Raw genomic sequence first — 19,463 nt, 5'->3', positions numbered from 1 at the left:
CGGCGTGCGGATCAGCCGGCGTTCAGGCGACGCCAGCGCGCCGGCGGAGTTCCGATGTGCGCGGAGAACACACGCGTCAGATGGCTCTGATCGGCAAAGCCGCAGGTCGCGGCGATCTCCGCGATTGGAAGATCGGGCTGGCGCAGCAGGCGGCGTGCGGCATCGACGCGCTGCGTCACCAGCCACGCGTGCGGGGCCTGGCCGAAGGTCTGCTTGAAGGCCTTGCTGAAATGGCTGCGCGACAGCCCGCACTCGCGCGCCACCTCGGCCAGCGACACGTCACTGGCCAGGTGCGCCATCAGGAAGGCCTTGGCACGGCGCTCCTGCCAGGGCGCCAGGCCTCGTGAGGCTGCATTGGCCACGCTCGCCGCGCCACCGTAGGCATGCAGCACATGGGCCTTCAATGCCAGCGCGAGGTGATCGACAAACAAGGTGCTCGCCTCTCCTGGCTGCATCAATGCCGGCAGCATCGCGCGGCCGAGGCTCGCCACCACCGTGTCGACCGTGCCCGCGTCGCAACGCAGTGCATGCACGCGGGGCACGTCCATTTCCTCGGCGAAGGAGTCGATGGTTTCGCGCGGCACGTGGAACAGCATCGAATGGAACGGGCTGCACACATAGGCAGAGTTGCATTCCGACAGGTCGGTGATGTGAAAGGCGCCTTCCCGCTGCGGGCCGAGCCGCAGCATGGTGCCGCCGCTGCGGATCCGCCGGGAGCCGCCCGACGAGATTTCCACGCTGAGCACGAAAGCGTCTTCGGCCGGCAAGGGCGGCAGAACGAAAAGATGCGGGAGATCGTAGTGAAGGCGCGCAATGCCGAGCTCCGACCCCCAGCGCGACGTAGCGACGAGCGACGGGACGGCATCGACGCCGTACTGCTTCGCCAGGTGTTGGCCGAATCGGTTGTTGGGGCAGTGTGCGGTCGGCATGTAAGCGAAGTGCTGTGGCGCTATCCGGGCACATCTTAGTTCGGCAGGCACACCCCGCTCCTGGGGCCAAATCGTATTCAGAGCCGAGCACCCATCGTCAGCACCATTCGGAACCTGACCCCGCCGGACTTCAGCTTCCGGTAGGCCTCGCCCGCCTGCTCCAGCGACATGACCTCGATGTGCGGCCGCACGTTCACCAGCACGCTGAAGTTCAGCGTCTTCTCGTTGTCGTAGGGCGTGCCGGTCAGCGACCCCACGATGCTGCGCTGCCCTCCGACCAGCAGGCCGGCGGGAATCTGCAGCGGGTTCTTGCCGGAGCTGAGCACGACCAGACGCCCTTCGGGCGCCAAACCGCCGAGCAGCGCCGACACCGTGTCGGCGTGATCGATCATGGTCACGATGGCTTGCGCGCCACCCATGGCCTTGAGCCTGGCAACGGCATCCTCCGCACGACTGTCGATGTAGACATGCGCACCCAGCGCCAGGGCGTCCGCGGCAACATCGCTGCCACGTCCGATGGCGACGACCTTGAAGCCCATGTTCCGCGCGTACTGCAGCGCCATGTGCCCCAGGCCGCCGATGCCCAGGATGACCACCGTGTCGCCAGCCTGGGCACCGCACTTCTTCAGCGCATTGAAGGTGGCAAGGCCGGCGCACAGGATCGGCGCGGCTTCCTCTGCGTTCAGTTCGTCCGGGATCGACACCAGGCCCGTGCCGCGCGCCAGCATCATCTCGGCATAACCGCCGTCGCAGGTGGCGCCGACCACCGGCTGGTTCTGGCAGAGCTGGAAATGTCCCTGGCGGCATTGGACACACTCGTTGCAATGGCCGCCGAGGCGGCCCACGCCCACACGCTGGCCCAATTTCCAGATGGAAGGTGTATGGGCGCCCAGCGCCACGATGCGTCCGACAACTTCATGCCCGGGCACGCGCGGTGGTTGCAGCGCCGGATAGGCCCTTTCGATGTCGGCGGCATCCGCACCGCAGACGCCGCAGGCCTCCACCTGGATCAGCACCTCGCCGATGCCCGGCTGCGGCGTCTGCCGCTCCACGAGTTCCAGCACGCCGGGGCTGCTGATCTGCATGGCCCGATAGGTTTGTTTCATCTCTATATCTCCAATGGTTCGTCCCATCCACGCTCGGCGAACGGGGCTGGGTTTCAATGAAAAAAAGAACCTGCCATGTCGGGAGCCGTCAACTCCTCGACGCCCCGCCGGGCGGCATCCACCGCGCCTGCGACATATCCGGAAAATTCCGGCGACCATTCGCTCGCGATGCCAATCAATCGGTCTCGCCACACCCCGGAAAGTGCCGTGCGAGACAAGCTCGCAGCGTGATGCACGTCGGGGGTCTGGTCGGCTGCGACAGCCGTATGGGGATCGCTGGCCCAGTCCTTCAGGAACTCCGCCAGGGGCGATTGCGCACGATCGCCGAACAGCCGCACCAGCTGGGCACGGCAGTGGCCCAGCAGGACGGCTTCGGGAACCTGGCTGCGCACGGCGGCGGGAACACCCAGGAACCCGAACAACGCGGCGCGGCCGCCCGGCGCCGAGGCGTCATGGATCTCGGCCATGGGCCCCACGGAACTTCTCGCCTCGCCGGAGAGCCCTTGTTCGCGCCAGAAAGGCTCGTCGAAAACCGCCACGTACTTGGCATGCGGCGCCATCCAGGTTGCGCAGCCTTTCCATTGCATCGCCAGGTCATCCGGAAGCGCCGGCGTGAAGTCGATCGTGTGGGCCGCAAGGCGAGGAGGCACGGCAAGCAGGACGTGCGCCACGCGACAGGTGACCGCACGCCCTCGCCTGTCATCGGCTTCCACTTCGATGCACTCGCCCAGATCCCTCACGCGTTTCACCTGGCAGCCGGAGACGAGCTTCTGCGCACTCAGGCGATGCCGAATGGCATCCGTCAGCGCGCCCATGCCGCCCACGATCCGCAGGGCCGTCGACGTGGACGCATAGCCATCGACCCGGCTGGGCGAATGCGCCCTGGAGCGTTCGATCAGCATGTCTCCTGTTTCGTGCTGCGCGAAAGTTGCGAGGCCGAACTCTTCCACCACCCGCAGCAGGCTGGGCTGAATATCAGGCCAGAACCACGTTGCGCCGAGGTCGAAGCGTCCGGCGGCCGATGCCGCCTCGGGCACGGAGACAATCCGCCCGCCGAACGCATCGCGCGCTTCCAGCAGCACATAGTCCTGAATGCCACGCGCTTCGAGAAGTGCGGCTGCCTGCGTACAGGCCGCTCAGGCCACCGCCGATGATGGCTATTCGCGCGCTCAGCATGGTGCACTTGCTTCCCTGGCATAGCTTGAGAGATGCCCGGTCTTGAGATACATGGTCGCTCCGGCGCTGCCTGCGATGAAAGCGAGGTACTCGCCGGCAGGCAGCCGGATCCAGCTGCCTGGGCCATGCTGCTGTGCGCTGTCGAGCAGACTGCCCTCCAGCACCAGTATTTCCGCACCCTCGACCGGGCCGGCGAATACACGAGCGCCTGCCCTCAGACGCTCGATGGAGACATGTTCGGTCCGGTCCGCGAACAGCAAACAGGATTCGCGCCCGTCCTTGACGGCCCACCGGGAGGCATCGCAGGTGTCGATGCGCACGGGCCGGCTCTCATCCGCGCGCATCTGCCAGAGCTTGACGAAGATGAGCGCGCCCTCGTCGCTGAAAGGCTGGTGGCTGGAGCCTGGCGGATTGCGCAGGTACCAACCGGCGGGATAGTGCCTGCCCCCTTCGGAGAAGGTGCCGGACAGGACGAGGATCTCCTCGCCGCCCGGATGCAGATGGGGCGAATAGCCCGATCCGGGCGCGTAGCGCACGATGCTGGTCGCGCGCGCCTTCTCATCGCCCAGCCGGTCCAGCATCACCCGTTCGACACCGCTCAGAGGGGAGGCCAGCCACTGGTACTCGGCGGGAGCGACGATGGCACGGCGCGAAAAATCTGCATTGACGAGCATGATCGCTCTTTCAAGAAGTTCACGAAGAGAGAGCGGCAGGCGTGCCGAGCTGTCGGAGCCCGGTACGCTCCGGCGCGCTTATTTGTTGGGCAGTTGCGCGTGGGCTTCGAGCACGCGTGCCGAGTAGGTCAATGCGGCGCCCGCATTCAGGGCGATGGCCACACCCAGCGCCTCGGAGATTTCCGCCAGCGTGGCGCCATGCTCGACGGCCTTCTTGGTGTGCACGGAAATGCAGCCGTCGCAGCGTGTGGTCACGGCCACGGCCAGCGCGATCAGCTCGTGCATCTTCGGCGCCAGGTGGCCGGTTTTGGCGGCGGCGCCGTCGATCGTCGCCAGGCCGCGCATCACGTCGGGGCTCTGCTTGGCATAGTCGCCCACGCGCTCCAGCAGGGAGTCGCGGTAGACGTTCCAGTCGTTCATCATGTTTTTGTTCCTGTTCGGGGTTGGGGTTCAGGCGACCTGGTAGACGCGCACGTCGGGTGCGGCATCCAGCAGCGGCTTGAGGCCGGCGACCACGTCGGCGGTGAAGAGGTCGCTTTGCAGATAAGCGGTCGCGTTCTCCTGGCTGTCGAAGCCGTGCAGCACCTGCACGTCTTCGTCGCGCACGAGCAGTTCCTTGGACTTCGCACCCTTGATGGTGTCGAGGAACGGCGCCTTGTACTTCTGGTAGACGCCGGCGGCGGCCGCGCGGTTGGCATCGGCGATCCTGAGGGTGATCTGCAGATAGACCATGTGCATTTCTCCTTGCGAGTTGGTTGAGATGAAATCAACGGGGGCAGGCGCGCAGCGCCTGTCCGCCGGGTATCAGTTGCGGCCGGCCATCACGCCGCCATCGACGTCCCAGATCGCGCCGGTGACCCAGCCCGCCTTGTCCGACAGCAGAAAGGCAACGACTTCAGCGACGTCCTGCGGGGTGCCGACCCGGCCGATGGGGTGGAAGCTGTTGAAGCCTTGCAGTGCGTTGTGCACTTCGGCCTTCGGGATGAAGCCCTCGTAGATCGGCGTCTGCACCACCGCCGGCGCCACCGCATTGACGCGGATGTGCTTGGGGGCCAGCTCCATCGCCAGGTGCTGGGTCAGCGAGTGCAGGCCCGCCTTGGCCATCGAGTAGGCCGACGACGGCGTGGCGGCAATGGCCTGCCTGGCCCACATCGAGCCGATGTTGACGATGGCGCCCGGACGGTTCCTGGCGACCAGGTTGGCGGCGACCTTCTGCGTGATGAAGAAGAACGCTTTGTTCAGCTTCATGTACTGGTCGTAGTCCGCGTCCTGATGCTCCAGGAAGGGCTTGGGGAAGAACACGCCGGCCGCATTGACCAGCAGGTCGATGTCCGAGTGCTGCTCGTCGATGGTCTTGAGCAGTGCGGCCAGACCCTCGGCGCTCGACAGGTCCGCCGTCAGCGCCCACACCTGGCCCAGTGCGGCCAGTTCCTTGCGCGCTTCCTCGGTCTTCTCCGCGCGGTTGCCGACGATCACCGCGCTGCCGCCTTCAGCCAGCACCATGCGCGCCGATTGCATGCCCATCCCGCTCGTGCCACCGACGACCAGCAGCTTCTTGCCCTTGAATTGGTTGCTCATCTTGAAAACCTTTCGTTTGCCTGCCGAGCGGCAGGACTTGGTTGAAAAAAGCCCGCAGCAGGCATCCGGCGAGCGCCGTGGATGCTTCATTCGTGAGGCAGCCTGCGACCTTCCTGGCTTCGACCCGGATCGCCATCGACGCTTGCGTTCATTGGGAGAAAGCCATGATTCCCTGCGCGCATCAGAACTTCATATGCACTGCGAATCGGGGATCCCTCATCTCGACTCAGGCCGGATTTTTTGCTTATTCCAGCTCGCCGACAAACGAGATAAAGTTTCCTTGACTGAAAGAAAATCTTTATCGAATATGAAATCGCCCGTTCATCTGAATGCGCTGCGTGCCTTCGAGGCCAGCACCCGCCACCAGAGCTTTTCTGCAGCGGCAGCCGAGCTGAACGTCACGCCCGCCGCTGTCGGCCAACTCGTGCGCACGCTGGAGGATTGGCTGGGCACGCCCCTGTTCCTGCGAGGCAGCAGCGGGCGGGCTCGGTTGATCCCGACGGAGACGGCCGAACGTGCGCTGCCGGACATCCGGGCGGGCTTCGACAGGATCGCGCTCGGCCTGGAACGCCTCAAGGAGGGGGCGACCAGCGGAATGCTCACCGTGGCCGTCAGCCCAGCCTTTGCCGCCAAGTGGTTGTTGCCGCGCATCGAACGTTTCCAGACCGCCTGGCCCGACACGGACGTGCGGCTGGACACCAATCTCAAGCCGGTGGATTTCGTTGCGCAACGGGTGGATATCGGTGTCCGCTACGGCATGGGGAGATGGCCGGGGCTCACGGCGGAAAAACTGATGGACGAGGAGGTCTACCCCGTGTGCTCACCCCAACTGCTGCGCGAGCATCGGCGCTTGAAAAAGCCGAATGACCTGGCACGGCAGACCCTGATCCACGACTTGTCGATGGACAGTCACACAAGCTTTCCCACCTGGGATGCGTGGTTGCAGCAAGCAGGCGTGAAAGATGTCGATACCGCGCGCGGCATGAAGATCAACAATTCCGCGGCCGTCCTTCAGGCAGCCGTCGAAGGACATGGCGTTGCCCTCGCCCGCAGCGTGATGGCACGCGACGATCTGGCGACCGGCCGCCTGGTGCGGCTGTTCCCGGAGATCACCGTCCCTTCGGCGCTGGCCTACTACATCGTCTATCGGCCCGAATGCGCCAGCCTGCCGAGGCTGGCAGCCTTTCGGGACTGGTTGCTCGAGGAGGCGACGGAGCAACAAGAATGAAGGGGGCGCGGTTGCCGAAGCGGTTACTGCGCAAATGCCCCGGAAGCCTTTGGACCGATGCGGAAGCAAGCGCAATGCAAAAAGCCCCAAGCTGTTGATGTGCTTGAGGCTTTTTGGGTTGCGCCTTTGAGAGACGCAGTAATTTGGTGGCCTGGGGCTCTACCGCAAGATGCCTTGAAAGCCGCGCCAGCTCTAGAATTTGGTTCGGGTGTGAACCTGAGTTCCTGCATCAGTTACTGCACCCCAAAATCAACATGCCACGCAATCTAATCGGTTCCGACACCGCCCTCCGCTCCATCAAACCCGGCGATCCGCGCCGGCGCATTTCCGACGGTGACGGCCTCTACATCCTGCTCTTCGTGAACAGCGGCGCCCACGGCTGGCGCTTTGACTACAGCTTCGCCGGCAAGCGCAAGACGCTCTCGCTCGGCACCTACCCCACCATCGGCATCGCCCTGGCCCGCGAGCGCGCCGAGGACGCCCGCAGGAAGGTGGCCCAGGGCATCGACCCCAGCGAGGCCAGGAAGGCCGTCCGTCCGGCGCATGTCCACGCCCGTGAAGCGTCGGCGCGCGCCGACGCCGGCCTGCCTGTCCTCGACAGCTTTGAGCACGTCGCACGCGAGTGGTACGACGTGCGCCGCGCCGACTGGGCCGAGAGCTACGGCGTCAAGATCATCGGCCGGCTGGAGAACGATGTGTTCCCCTACATCGGCACGCGCCCCATCGCGCAGATCGACCCGCCCGAGCTGCTGACGGTCATCCGCCGCATCGAGTCGCGCGGCGTGGTCGAGACCGCCCACCGCGCGCTGGAGAACTGCGGCCAGGTCTTCCGCTTTGCCGTCGCCACCGGCCGCGCGACGAGCAATCCGGCCCGCGACCTGAAGGACGCCTTGCGCAAACCGCTCGTGCAGCACTTCCCGGCCATCACCGACCCCAAGCGCCTGGGCGAGCTGCTGCGCGCCTGCGACGGCTACAAGGGCACACACGTGGTCCGCACCGCGCTGAAGCTGGCCCCCATGGTCCTGCTGCGTCCGGGCGAGCTGCGGCATGCGAAGTGGGAAGAGATCGACCTTGATGCTGCGTTGTGGACCGTGCCCGCTGCACGCATGAAGCGCAAGAAGGTTGGCAAGCTGCACGGCGCACCGCACCTGGTGCCCCTGGCGAGGCAGGCGGTCGAAGCCTTGCGCGACCTGCACCCGCTCACGGGGCGAAGCGCTTATGTCTTCACCGGCGAGCGCAGCCACGAACGCCCCATGAGCGATGCCGCCATCAACGCCGCGCTGCGCGCGATGGGCTTCGGCAAAGACGAAGTGACCGCCCATGGCTTCCGAGCGACCGCGCGCACCATCCTCGCGGAGCGCCTGGGCGTCGACGAGTCGGTGATCGAGGCGCAGCTCGCACATGCCGTCAAAGACAGCCTCGGCCGCGCCTACAACCGCACGGAGTTTCGCGTGGAACGTTTCTCGATGATGCAAAAGTGGGCCGACTACCTTGACGAATTGCGCCATGGCGCCGACGTGGTGAAGCTGCGCGCAGCTTGACGAGGGCGGCGGACACCGCTTACAGTTATGTCGCCTCGCGATGAGCGAGGTCGGGATTGGTCTCCCGAAGAAGTCCTGCGACGAAAGCCGCAGTTACCGCCTTGGTCTGCGGCTTTGTCGTTCGTGCCCCTTTTTTGGCGGCTCGATGGGCGGGCGCAAGCCCGGCCGGTTTCCGCAAGGACTTCCCGGTAGACCAACCCGTCGAGCTGCCGCCTTTGATTGGTCTCAGGGACGGCGGTTTTTGCAAACCGAAGTCCTTGGAGGCCCATGGCCGATTCTTCTGACGCTGGCGCCGACGCCGGCAGCTCCTTCGCGAGCTATCGCCCCACCGCTCAATTCAAGCCCTTCGAATGGGTTCGAGGGGAAGGGTTGAGCCCTCCGCAGCAGCGGCTCGCCGAATTCCTGAACGACGCGCGCGACGTGGTGCAAGGCACGCACATGCTCGCCCAATTGCTTTCCTGGGACGAAGACCGGCGCGAGGCGGCTTGCTCCGACGCAAGCCCTGCGCCCTTCTTCAACGCATGCCACCGCGGCGCGCTGGAACGGCTCATGTCGGTGTCGCTGGGACTGCTCAGCGCCCAGATCGAGCGCCAATGCGATGCGCTGGACGGGGCCCGCCGCCAGGGATGCCCGAGACCCGAAGAACAGGGAGCCTAGCCACCATGGCCGACATGCATTGGTTCCGATGGCACCACGGAACGGTCACTGATCCGAAGCTGGGTTTGATTGCAAAGAAGGCGGGCACCTCGATGGCCGAGGTCATCGCGGTATGGGCCTGCCTGCTCGAAGCGGCCAGCGCTTCCGAGGATCGCGGCCATCCGGGGGCGCTTGACTTCGAGGCCCTCGACTTCGCCCTCGGCGTTGATGAGGGCACCACCGCGCGGGTTTACGGGCTCATGCAGGACCGGGCCCTGATCGACAGCGACACCGGACGCCTTGCCGCATGGGAGAAGCGGCAGCCCAGACGTGAACGCGACGACGAGACCAGCGCGGACAGAAAGCGCCGCCAGCGGGAACGCGAAGCGGCAGGCGTGACGGCGGCTGTCCCGCCAGGTCACACCGAATCCATCAGTGTCACGCCATGTCACGCCATGTCCCGCCAAGTCACACCCAGAGGAGAGGAGAGGAGAAGAGATAAGAGAACACCCCCCTACCCCCCGCAAGCGGGGGAAGTGGGGGGCGACGAATCTCAAACCTCCACGAAAGCGGGAACCGTCTGCAAGGCGATCAGGGCCAAGGGGGTGACCGATGTGAGCCCGTCGCATCCGAAGCTGCGCGCGTTGATCGACAAAGGCATCGGCGTGGAGACCTTCGAGCAGGCCGCCGAGATCTGCACCAGAGCGCACCCCGCCAAGGGCATGGGATACCTGCTTGGCATTGTGGAGCGCCAGTTGCGGGAGGCGGTGGACATCGGCGAGCGACCGGGGATGCCGCAGGCTGCATGGGACGAAAGCCGGGCCAGCATCGAGGCGAAAGCCGAGGAGCTTGGCATCGGGCGATGGCGGGAGTTCGACCTCGGCGCCGATCGCGAGCACTGGCCGGCGTACTTCCGTCGCGTCAAGGAGGCGGTCGAACGCGAAGCGAGGGGGCACGAAAACCACCGCGCAGCCGATCTGGAAATGGTTTCCACGTGACATCGCGTGCCTTACGGATGTCAGCTTTGTCGCGCGATCCTCGCTCCATGTTCAATTCCGAATCTGTCCGTATGGAAGCCCCACCCGTCCTCAAAGCAGCGCCAGGAGATCGCTTCCTCCGCATCCAGGAGGTCGAGCGCCGCGTGTGTCTGAAGAAGAGCGCGATCTATGCGCGCATGTCCGCTGGGGCCTTTCCCCGCAGCATCTCCCTGGGCCGGCGCTGCACCGTCTGGCTGAAGTCGTCCATCGATGCCTGGATCGTCGAGCAGGTCGACTCGGCGAACGGCGCGAATGTGCGGTCCCCCAGGCTCCGCGAGACGCAAGCATCGGAGGTCTGACGCGTCATGGCGGATATGCATTGGTTCAGATGGCATCACGGAACCGTGACCGATCCGAAGCTCGGGTTGATCGCCAAGAAGGCCGGCGTGTCCATGGCGGAGGTGATCGCCATCTGGGCCCATCTGCTGGAGGCGGCGAGCGAGTCCGAGGACCGGGGCAATCCCGGGGTACCGGATTTTGAATCGATGGACTTTGCCCTTGGGGTGGAGGAAGGCATCACGCAGCGGGTCTACGGACTGATGCGGGACAAGGCGCTGATCGCCAAAGACACCGGCCGTCTGGTGGCCTGGGAGCGGCGCCAGCCCAAGAGGGAGCGTGAGGACGATGGGGGCGCCGAAAGAAAGCGTCGGCAGCGGGAGCGCGAGACGGGGAATGCGGCAGCTGGTGGCGCTGTCTCTTCCCATCTTCGGGATCTGCATATCGCTGCACCTTCAGCAGACGGTGAAAACGGAGCGGAGAAGATGACGCCGGACGCTCGGCAATCGGCAGATAGCTCGGCTGACGAAGCCCGGATCTCAACGAAAGCAGCCGCGATTTGCAAGGCCATCCATGCCATCGGTGTGACTGACGTGAACCCCTCGCACCCGACGCTACGCGCCCTCGTCGAAAAAGGTGTCGACGTGGAGGTCTTCAAGCGGGCTGCGGAGGTGTGCGTCAAGGCGAACCCGTCGAAGGGGATGGCATACCTGCTCAGCATCGTGAAGCGCCAGGTGCAGGAGGCGGAAGAGATCGGCGAGAGTCCGGATCTGCCTGCTGTCGCATGGGACCAGACGCGCAGCGGGATCGATGCGAAGGCGAGCGCCCTCGGCCTCGATGCATGGGACGAAGCGGCGTTCTCGGTGGGGCAAGGCGAGAACTATGTCGCGTTCACCGCACGGGTCAAGCGTGCCGCGGAGAAATCAGGGGCGGACGTGTGCGCTTGAGCATCGCCCCATCGGATTTCACGTCCAAGTGGCCATTTGTCCCTCAACTGCGCGCGCTCCAGCACGAGGACGCAACCTCTGAATGGTTGCAGCCGTGCCAGAACGCACGAGTTCCGGCAGAGCCGGTCGATACACGCTGGACCATCCTGGAGGGGATGGGGATGCGAACCCGGTGCGGATTGCCGAGTCGGTCCACAATCGTGCCGGGTTCATAGGACATGAAGTCGCTGGAATACTAGATGGGGCTATCGAACGATTCCAACCACCAGCGGACGCTACGCGTCAGGCTGTCGCATCCCGACGTGGGAGACATTGGCGAGGGCTCAATCACCTTCGGATACAGCTGCTTAGCGCGGTTCGTCCTCGACGGTCTGGGCCGCGAAATTTCGTTGAGCGATGCCCAGTTGGCCGAGGGGCTGCTGGCGCATGCGGACGATGGTACGCGATTGAGCCTGTTCAATTGCGAGTGCAGAGATCGCACGCTCTTTCCAGAATTCGTCATCGGCGGCGAGGTCAAGGCTTCGCAGTTCCTAAGCTTCGAAGTCCGGTATTCGAACGTATCGGAATGGTTCTTCCAGCAGATGTCCATCGACGGCGATCCCGGCGAAAGGCTTGAATGGGGCGGTGCGCCTGTGCCACTCGTTGCGGAAGTCTCCCTGCCAGGCCACCACTTCAAATCGTCGAGCTTCTACGTCGGCTCCCTCGAGCGTCAAGGAGAGGATCGAAACCTCCACCAGCATTTCGAGTTCTGCTTTACGGCTACCCAAGACCGCTTCTCACTCGCCGAGGTCAAGCAACGCGCGCAACGGTTCTCGAATCTCTTTTCCCTCCTGTTGGGGCATCCGTGCTCGATCGTCTCTGTCGACGTGTCCGCGGATGGCAAGCACGGCTGGCGGTTGTTCTATGGACTCTTCAAGTCACCGCCGAAGCGGGAACCGCTCCAGAACGACCAAGACCGAGTCTCGTGGCGAACATTCCTCACAGCGAAGAGTGATGTCGACGCCTACTGGGATGACATCGTCAACAGATTCTTCCGCTCGAACTATCGGGAGGTCATTTGGAGCCGTGTTGCGGGGATGCAGAGCTATGAGGGCTTCTGGGAGCATCGCGTCCTTGGCTACGTGACCCTCCTGGACAGTTATGTCTCACAAATCCCAAAGAAGGGACCTTCCGCGCCGCCGACGAAGAAGCTCCTGCGCTTGCAAGCGGCCCTCGGTGCCATCAAGCCGCCACTCGACCAAGCACAGCAGGGCGATGTGATGAAAGCTGCAACGCAAATCTTCTCAGCGAACGACACCTTCGCGAGCAAGTTCCAGCAGTTACTGAACACCCTCGACGCGGACGTCCTCAAGGTTATCAACCTGTCACATGCCGACTTCGAGACTATCAAGGATCTGCGGGACGAGGTTGCGCATGGCCAGCAGCCCTCGTTCGCCGGGCCAGACATAACGCCCATCTTCGTGATAACGAACCGGATCATCCTGCTACTGACGCACCTTTTCTTCATTGACGTCGGCTTGGGGCGCGACGTGTTCCTTCAGTGCCTCGCGAGGCCGCTCAACAGATTGCGCATGGACTCCGACGTGGACCAAGTGCATCTTGATCGAACGCTCAAGCCAACGTCGTTCTTCCGAGTATCTCCGCAGGCGCTGCAAGTGATTCAACAGCGTTCGCGGAGGCTGCTCTGCAACTGCTTTGTTCGAGACCGGAGTGGCGTCATTTCATACTCGGCGAGCCATTCGGAGGAGATTGAAAACGCACTGAGTGCGCGCCTTGGAGTGCGTCACCACGAACTCCTTCGCCTGCCCGAGGAGGCAGTGACTTACATTGGTGACGCATACTTCGAGGACGGCAAGCAGATAGAGGCTCTTCATTCCACGGTGCTCATCGACCTTTCTCGCCTTCCGGATTAAGCTGGATGCAAATACTAAGATGGACTTGGCCGCGCCAGATAGTTCTGGCAAATTGACATGATCTGAACTGCGTGCGGAAAACAGGGAGACGTCATTGCATTTCAAAGAAATTCTCGCAAGTGTGACTGGCGTCAGCATCCCAATTTTTGGCATCCAATGGAAGCCAGTGATGGCAGAGGTAACCGTTGCTCGCAGTGTTCTCAGAACGTTGGAGGACAAGCGTGTGCTCTACCGGCCTCAAGAAATGGAGGGCGCTGAATACTGCCTTCGCTCCGTTGAAGATATGCGTCACGCCCTCACGGGCGCTCTTCAGCAAGTCAATCCTAAAAATCCTCTTGGAAAACAGTTCGCGAAGATTCGTAGAGCCTGCCGCGAATTCTGCGACATAGTCGGTTCGCCTGCATTTATTCAGTCCGTGCTTCCTATCCAAAGGTCGCTGCTTTCTCGCGAACTTGTCAAGCTTCGGAAGACTGTTGGAGGTGCTGTGGCGGCTATCGCTATAGCGTACGGCCTCGATGTTGAAGACGACCTCGCATCCATCATGCCCTTCAACAACTTGCCCCAGACAGGCTGATTCGGCGGATCGCTTTCAGCGTTCGCTGGCTCATTTTGTTAAGACCATTCATCAACACCATGATTCCCAGCGTTTTTTTAAGCCATAACCATGCTGACAAGCCCTTTGTCCGACGCCTCGCCACTGACTTGGACAATCAAGGAATTCCTTACTGGCTCGACGAAGCTGAAATCAAAGTCGGTGAGTCGCTGATCGAAAAGATTCGTGCCGGGATCGACAAAGTTCACTTTGTCGCTGTCGTGCTTTCGCCCAACTCTGTGGCGTCTCCTTGGGTTCAACGAGAAGTCGACGTCGCCATGAATCAGGAAATCATGGGGCGTCAGGTAAAGGTCCTGCCATTGATGTACCGAGAGTGCGATCTGCCAGGATTCTTACTGGGTAAGCGCTACGCAGACTTCACCGGGGAAGATCGCTATCCAGTTGCCTTCGAGGACCTTGTTCGGAGCCTTGGTGTAGTTTTCAATAGAAACGCATTTACTCCGTCGACCGGTGTCACAACTCTTGGTCAAGCACTAGACAAGGCGTGGAGTACGGCGCTGCCGATGCTCTCACGGCCTTTTCATCGCCCGTTCCAGTACATGGGCATGACTATTCAAGATGCAGCGCATGCCACAGGTGGCACTCCAAACGATGTAGGGAACATCATCATTGATACAGATGAATGTCATATGTGCCTTGAAGCCGAAGGAAACTTCATCAGCTACGTTGACGTAGAACTCAAGAGAACCGCACCCCATCGGCAAGATCAGGAGTTCGATTCCGAGAGGGTTCTGGGAGCCTTGAGCATCAATCCTTCAGAGCTGGAATTGGTTCGCAAGAAGACTCACTTCCATACTTACTACGATCATAAGAAGCGATTGAAGGTCAGCGTCTCGTGCCTTTATGACGGGGCGCCGCTTTCGGTCAGCTTCAGCAGCAAGTACTACGGAATGTAGGCCAATGCACGCTCGCCCCGCCAGGCGCGTGGGCTAGCCCTCCTAGCACCGGGCAGCTTCTGGCATTCGCCAAATTCAGTTGTCGAACGCTAGGTCTTGAAAGTGAGTTGTAGCCGCTCCTGTCAGGACCTCAAACTCTGAGGGGCCGCCAGCGACAGCCCGCAATTTCTACGGAGTAGACGGCCTCCCCTTCGGGCACTGCGCGCGTGAGGTCAGGGGTCCTTCCGCAGAGGATTGCACTACGGGTAATTCGAACCGCGACCTCAGACTGTTCACTGGTCCTCCTAAGGGGGTTAAGTGAAGGTCGGCATCCAAAGTGTGAATGAGCACTACGTGACGATGGGTAACCTTGATGAAGGTACGTGTTGGAGGACACCACGTCCTTCGTCACATGACTGACACGCTCGCGCTTCTGAAGAGATCCGGCCAAATGGCTGCTTCAGAGTTCGGTGAGCGTCGCCTTAGGACTTCATTGCTTCTTCTGGGGCATTTAGAAAGCACGGCGGCTTTGCAGCGGATGCGGTCGTTCTCACCAGCTGATCCGAACGACCGGTCCACTGCCCTTGTCTGTCGGTGCTCCACGAAGGCCTCCCGAAGAATCACGCCTTACGCTTTTGCTCCGTAGACAAACGCGGGACTAGGTCAAGAACTCGAGCGAGCACCCTCGCCTCCCCGCCAAGTCGTCGCTGCTCGGCATCCGCACACGCCTGAAGCAAAGCCTGCAGTTCCACTCGGTCGATGCGAGCTCCCGTTTCCGGGTGCTGCCAGCGCCTCGCCGGATCTGCCACCGTGACGATCAAGCAACCCGTGCGTGCCTCGCGGTGGGCCATGTACTTCTTTACTAACTGCTCCGGGATCGTTTCACACAGCTCTCTGGCGGAACGACCCTTCTCCCCAACCTTCAATTCGATGGTGGCCTGGTAGCCTGATACCGCCCGCAGGCGGATGTCGGTCTCCTTGCCATCAGCGGTCACAGCCTCCTGATCAACGGTGTAGGCTTCCCGCGATGCAACTTCCAATTCGCGTGCAATCAAGGGCCGCAGCGTGTTCTCGTCGTCGATCGACGCCCAGCCGGCACGTGGTCCTGTGTCTTTGAGCAACAGTTCTTGAAGGTCGTCCAGCCGATCGACCAACAACTGGGCCATGTCCGTCGCAGTCTTGGGCGAAAGCTCCTTGCGGGACAGGAGAGTGGCCACCTCCGTTGGTGTCCAAGCGCTGGAGTCGATCTCAGCAGCAAGGCGCTCATGAGCCAATGCTGCAATGCGATCTCGCAAGCGCGCGAAGAGCGGGTCGGCAGCCAGAGCCACCTTTGCGCTGAAAGCCTCGGGTCCGCTCGCCTTTATCAATGCCTCGAAGATGAACCGACGCCCGTCCTCGGCAAAGTCGCGCGCCCCGGGCGAATAGACGGAGTCGTGAACGAGATCGTCTTCCGATCTCACGTGCCGATGAAACTCAATCGTCAGACGAAGCAAGGCGGCAGGCGCCAGCTTGGTGGCCCAATCAGTTGTGCCAAAGCCAGTCCGGTCATTGAATAGTGAACCGATGATGCGAACGGCTTCCCCCTTCGGCTCTACGGGGAGTGTCGCCAAGACCGCAAGCATGCTCTCCGCACCGCGCATCGGCGCGAGCGAGAAAAGGACAGGCAGCCAAAACAGCAAGTACAGGCCGGTTCCGGCGGCCTGCACCTGTTCGGCGGCCAGTTCCTCCATGGGCCCTTTGATTTCGGGGCCGGCGTGCGCCAACAGCACGCGTACAACCTGGGACAGCTTCTGTTCATTCGACGGCGAATGCGGAAACTGCATGAGGGCCGAGCCCGAGCATGCGAGCCAGCCAACGAGACGAGGCAGAAGTACCTGGGCTTCGTCCCGCGTGCCGGTCCCCAAGGACTGCAGCACCGTTGAGTGCCAAACCGTCTCGCCACCCGGGTCGAGCAATTCATCGAGGAACTCGGTGCCGATGACTGTCTCTACCTCCGCGGGGTGCGCCCCCGCAAGGCTGCCAATCCAACTCGGCAGGCCGTTCGGCTCCAGCAAGGCATAACGAGTTGCGAGTTCAGCTTCTCCACAACTCAGCTTTGTCGCCCAGATAGGATCCTCCGCTTCTGCGTAGATACCCATGAGGCCGATCGACCACACCACGAGATAGGTGTTCTCCTCTCCGAGTCGACGCTCACATCGAACCGTCGGGCGCATGCTGCGCCAATAGGCCATCAAGGCAAGCCTCAGTCTGTCCGTTACGTCGCGGCCGAAGTGGGAGACCAGGAAGGCGCGATCCCATCTACCCTCGTTTCCGTTGCGGTCCAACTTGCGCAAGACCAGCCACAGATTCCAGATCGTGGTGTTCATTCGACCGGGTCCCAGCGCCAACGCCGGCTGGTCAGCAAGTTCGCCCCGGATCTGAATCCAAGCCTCCCTTTCGTCAGCACGTTTCCTGGCCTGCCGCTCCTGGCGCTTGCGCTGCTCCTCCTGCATCTTCAGGAACTCGGCGTTGGGCTTGCTCGCTTCGATGCTCGAACCGAGCTCGTCCACCAGCGAGGCTGAGTCACCCACCGCCTGACGAAGGGCCTCCGCGCGGTCTTCGAAACCCCGTTCGTTCGCATTGAGGTGCACGGCCAAGTGAAGCAGCACCGACCGACGATCGGCAGGAGTCTTTTTGTCAGCCAGCGCCGCCTGTACCCAATGGCCGTCGCGATCCAATGCGTAATTCAGTGCTCCCTCGTACACGATCCGACCCAATCGGTATCTGGCACTGCGGTCGCTACCAAGGGCTTCGACGCAAGCCAGATCAGCCAAGAGGACACGCGGTCGCCACTCGACAGGCAGCCCGTCAAGAAGCGCTCGCAGCTCCGTTTTGCCTTTCCTGAGGCCATATGCAGCGTCAGTAGACCTCAAGGCCAGCACCGACGCCCCGATCAGGGTCTCGCTCACACTGCCGATTTCAAGCAACCGGAGACACAGCGCGCGCAAGATGCTCGTCATCTCCAGTCGCCCGTCGGCGTCGCGTAACTCCTCGTCCACAACGGCCAGACCGCCACGCGCTATTGCCAGTACATCGGGCAGAAGGGCCTCAAGGCGGCTTCGGCTTATGTCGGCCTTCTGAATCACCCGGGCGACGCTGTCTGCGTATTCGCCGCTTCGCTTGGAATCACTACGAACCCTGGCGAGGAGTTGAACCAACTGCGCTTCAGTGACGTGCTCCGGGTACAGCATGGTCCCGACCCAGCGGGCAAGGCGCTCCGTCCAGCCCGAAGAAAGAGTCACGATGCCATCAATCATCGGTCCGAGGCGCGCATCGCCCAATGCCGCGAGGGCCATGAGCGCTTCGAATCTCTCGCGATCGCTGCAGGTTAGGTCGGCCGCTACGCCTGCGACAAAGTCAGCACATCCCAGCATCCGACCGGCGCTCACCAGCCTGAGAAGCAGCTCTCGGACTTCGGGAGACTCGACGCCCTTGCCCCATGCGGCGAGCACAGTGCTGGTCAACCCCAGCTGCGCAAGTCGTGCAACCTGCAGATTCGGCACTTCGAGGCCACGCCACTGGCCCCGGCCGTATCGTTCGACAAACCCAAGCAACGCACGCTCGCGCTGGAGATCCGTCAGCGATTCAGGGTCGGCCTGAGTCAACAGCGCATCAGGCTCAAGCTTGACGATCCTCTCGAACATGTCCGATCGAAGCAATGCGAGCCAGCCGGCGATGGGTCTCATCGAGGGCTTGAGAATTGTCTGGTTCGTCGGCGTAAGCCCGAACAAGAGACGAGCGGCCGCTGACTGGGCGAGGAGCCCGGCCTGAATCAAGTCATGGATCTGGCATGCGGCCAAGAACTCCATAACCGACCGATGGTGGAAGCGGACGCGACCGTATCCGCCCTCCACAAAGATGGGGCGCTCCAGGAGAGCAGTCACTTCGTTGGCGCTCCAATCAGGAAGCAGCGAACGCGGGTCAATCGGCGCGCCACCCGTCGCGTCACCATCCGACCCCGCGCTGTAACGCACAGTCAGACGCCGGCTCAGAATCACCGCGAGCGCGAGCCGCTGCGCGCCCGTTCGTGCCATTTCAGGCGAGAGGTCTGCCCTCTCGCGCCGATCCGGGCGCGCGGTGAGCCTGGCACGCACATGGGTCTGAATCTGATCGAGGTGCGCGCGGATTCGCCCGTGTTCGCGCCAGTCATCGCACAGCTCGATCATGTCTTGCGGCTTGCACGCAAACTCTCGAGCATGCTTGGCGTCAATTGCCTGAAGCAGGACATCAGGGTTCGCGACGCCACGAGCACGAGCGAACTCGATGATTTGTGGCCCCGTGAGCGGCAGCAGCTCAACCTCGCGGTGAGAAGGCGGCGCGTCGTCTTTGCTCTTGCTAGGTCCATCCATCGCAATGCGGATGAACTCATCTTCTGAGTCGACTACCCCTACTGCGGCCTGTACAGGCAAGATCTCCTTGAACGCTCGGCGATCAATGGGTACTGGTCGAGCGGTGACCACCACGGTCGCCCGTCCCAACGCCCCACGGATGTCGTACGCAAATCGGCGTAGAGCATCCTTGAACGACCGATGAACGAGTTGGAGCTCATCGATCGAGTCGAGGAAGAAGTAGGCAACCTGTGACGAGGATGCCAACCAGTCGGTAAATCGCGTCAGGTCGTCGCCGAAGAGGGTAGCGACAACGCCTGTCGATGCAACGCTCTCGAGCGACAGGAAGAACGCAGGCTCGCCGTGAGCGAAGAGTTCTCTCGCCTTTGACTCGCACTCATAGGTCTTGCCGGCACCGGCCTCTGACACCATGAGAATGCGTTGAGACTTCAGCAGATCGTCCCAGCTGACGCCGGATTCGTCGAAGCGCTCACCCCAGGAAAGCTCGAACGCATCGTCTTTGTCGGAGGGCGTTCTCAAGTCTTTGAACGTGCGATTCATCTTGAT

16 protein-coding genes and 1 pseudogene are annotated in these 19,463 nt (G+C 62.5%); 9 read left to right on the top strand and 8 right to left on the bottom strand.

Annotated features, from left to right (window positions below; genetic code table 11):
* Positions 1 to 11: 11 nt before the first annotated feature.
* From ACEOAB_RS02495 to ACEOAB_RS02465, 7 genes and pseudogenes are all read right to left on the bottom strand, one after another.
* Positions 12 to 929, bottom strand: coding sequence for an AraC family transcriptional regulator (locus tag ACEOAB_RS02495; protein WP_413747843.1), 918 nt, complete (start codon positions 927 to 929; stop codon positions 12 to 14).
* Between the two features lie 77 nt (positions 930 to 1,006).
* Entirely contained in the window at positions 1,007 to 2,035 is a 1,029-nt protein-coding gene (locus ACEOAB_RS02490) for an alcohol dehydrogenase (RefSeq protein WP_413747844.1), read from the bottom strand.
* Between the two features lie 53 nt (positions 2,036 to 2,088).
* Positions 2,089 to 3,211, bottom strand: a pseudogene (locus ACEOAB_RS02485) (flavin monoamine oxidase family protein).
* Positions 3,205 to 3,885, bottom strand: coding sequence for a cupin domain-containing protein (locus ACEOAB_RS02480; RefSeq protein ID WP_413747845.1), 681 nt, complete (start codon positions 3,883 to 3,885; stop codon positions 3,205 to 3,207). The pseudogene ACEOAB_RS02485 and the gene ACEOAB_RS02480 overlap by 7 nt, the downstream one beginning before the upstream one ends.
* Positions 3,886 to 3,963: 78 nt before the next feature.
* Positions 3,964 to 4,308, bottom strand: a complete 345-nt coding sequence (locus ACEOAB_RS02475; RefSeq protein ID WP_413747846.1) for a carboxymuconolactone decarboxylase family protein — start codon at positions 4,306 to 4,308, stop codon at positions 3,964 to 3,966.
* 27 nt (positions 4,309 to 4,335) lie between these two features.
* Complete coding sequence (locus tag ACEOAB_RS02470) at positions 4,336 to 4,617, bottom strand: hypothetical protein (RefSeq protein ID WP_056597980.1); 282 nt, start codon at positions 4,615 to 4,617, stop codon at positions 4,336 to 4,338.
* 72 nt (positions 4,618 to 4,689) lie between these two features.
* Positions 4,690 to 5,463, bottom strand: a complete 774-nt coding sequence (locus tag ACEOAB_RS02465) for an SDR family NAD(P)-dependent oxidoreductase (protein ID WP_413747847.1) — start codon at positions 5,461 to 5,463, stop codon at positions 4,690 to 4,692.
* A gap of 307 nt (positions 5,464 to 5,770) precedes the next feature.
* Here ACEOAB_RS02465 and gcvA point away from each other — a divergent pair, with 307 nt between their 5' ends.
* The 9 genes from gcvA (at position 5,771) to ACEOAB_RS02420 (ending at position 14,550) form a co-directional block, all read left to right on the top strand.
* Positions 5,771 to 6,691, top strand: a complete 921-nt coding sequence (gcvA, locus tag ACEOAB_RS02460; RefSeq protein WP_413747858.1) for a transcriptional regulator GcvA — start codon at positions 5,771 to 5,773, stop codon at positions 6,689 to 6,691.
* Between the two features lie 254 nt (positions 6,692 to 6,945).
* Positions 6,946 to 8,232, top strand: a complete 1,287-nt coding sequence (locus tag ACEOAB_RS02455; RefSeq protein WP_495653435.1) for a tyrosine-type recombinase/integrase — start codon at positions 6,946 to 6,948, stop codon at positions 8,230 to 8,232.
* Positions 8,233 to 8,499: 267 nt separating this feature from the next.
* On the top strand, positions 8,500 to 8,889 hold the full coding sequence (locus ACEOAB_RS02450) for a hypothetical protein (RefSeq protein ID WP_028253975.1): 390 nt from the start codon (positions 8,500 to 8,502) through the stop codon (positions 8,887 to 8,889).
* Positions 8,890 to 8,894: 5 nt separating this feature from the next.
* Positions 8,895 to 9,866 (top strand): hypothetical protein, encoded by a 972-nt coding sequence (locus ACEOAB_RS02445; protein ID WP_028253976.1) that lies wholly within the window; start codon positions 8,895 to 8,897, stop codon positions 9,864 to 9,866.
* 47 nt (positions 9,867 to 9,913) lie between these two features.
* A complete protein-coding gene (locus ACEOAB_RS02440; protein ID WP_028253977.1) occupies positions 9,914 to 10,204 on the top strand; it encodes a helix-turn-helix transcriptional regulator in 291 nt (96 codons plus the stop codon).
* A gap of 45 nt (positions 10,205 to 10,249) precedes the next feature.
* Positions 10,250 to 11,128: a hypothetical protein gene (locus ACEOAB_RS02435; RefSeq protein WP_413747849.1), complete on the top strand. Its 879-nt coding sequence runs from the start codon at positions 10,250 to 10,252 to the stop codon at positions 11,126 to 11,128.
* A 239-nt stretch (positions 11,129 to 11,367) separates the two neighbouring features.
* A complete protein-coding gene (locus ACEOAB_RS02430) occupies positions 11,368 to 13,041 on the top strand; it encodes an ApeA N-terminal domain 1-containing protein (protein ID WP_028253979.1) in 1,674 nt (557 codons plus the stop codon).
* A 94-nt stretch (positions 13,042 to 13,135) separates the two neighbouring features.
* Positions 13,136 to 13,615: a DUF6650 family protein gene (locus ACEOAB_RS02425; protein ID WP_413747850.1), complete on the top strand. Its 480-nt coding sequence runs from the start codon at positions 13,136 to 13,138 to the stop codon at positions 13,613 to 13,615.
* A 59-nt stretch (positions 13,616 to 13,674) separates the two neighbouring features.
* A complete protein-coding gene (locus ACEOAB_RS02420) occupies positions 13,675 to 14,550 on the top strand; it encodes a toll/interleukin-1 receptor domain-containing protein (protein WP_028253980.1) in 876 nt (291 codons plus the stop codon).
* 599 nt (positions 14,551 to 15,149) lie between these two features.
* Here the strand turns inward: ACEOAB_RS02420 and hyoA are convergent.
* The gene (hyoA, locus tag ACEOAB_RS02415) at positions 15,150 to 19,457 is read right to left on the bottom strand and encodes an NACHT domain-containing antiphage protein HyoA (RefSeq protein ID WP_049809676.1); all 4,308 of its coding nucleotides are present in this window, start codon (positions 19,455 to 19,457) and stop codon (positions 15,150 to 15,152) included.
* Between the last annotated feature and the right edge of the window lie 6 nt (positions 19,458 to 19,463).

The organism is Variovorax sp. Varisp53 (assembly GCF_059491555.1).
This window is presented reverse-complemented; position numbering and strand designations above follow the sequence as displayed.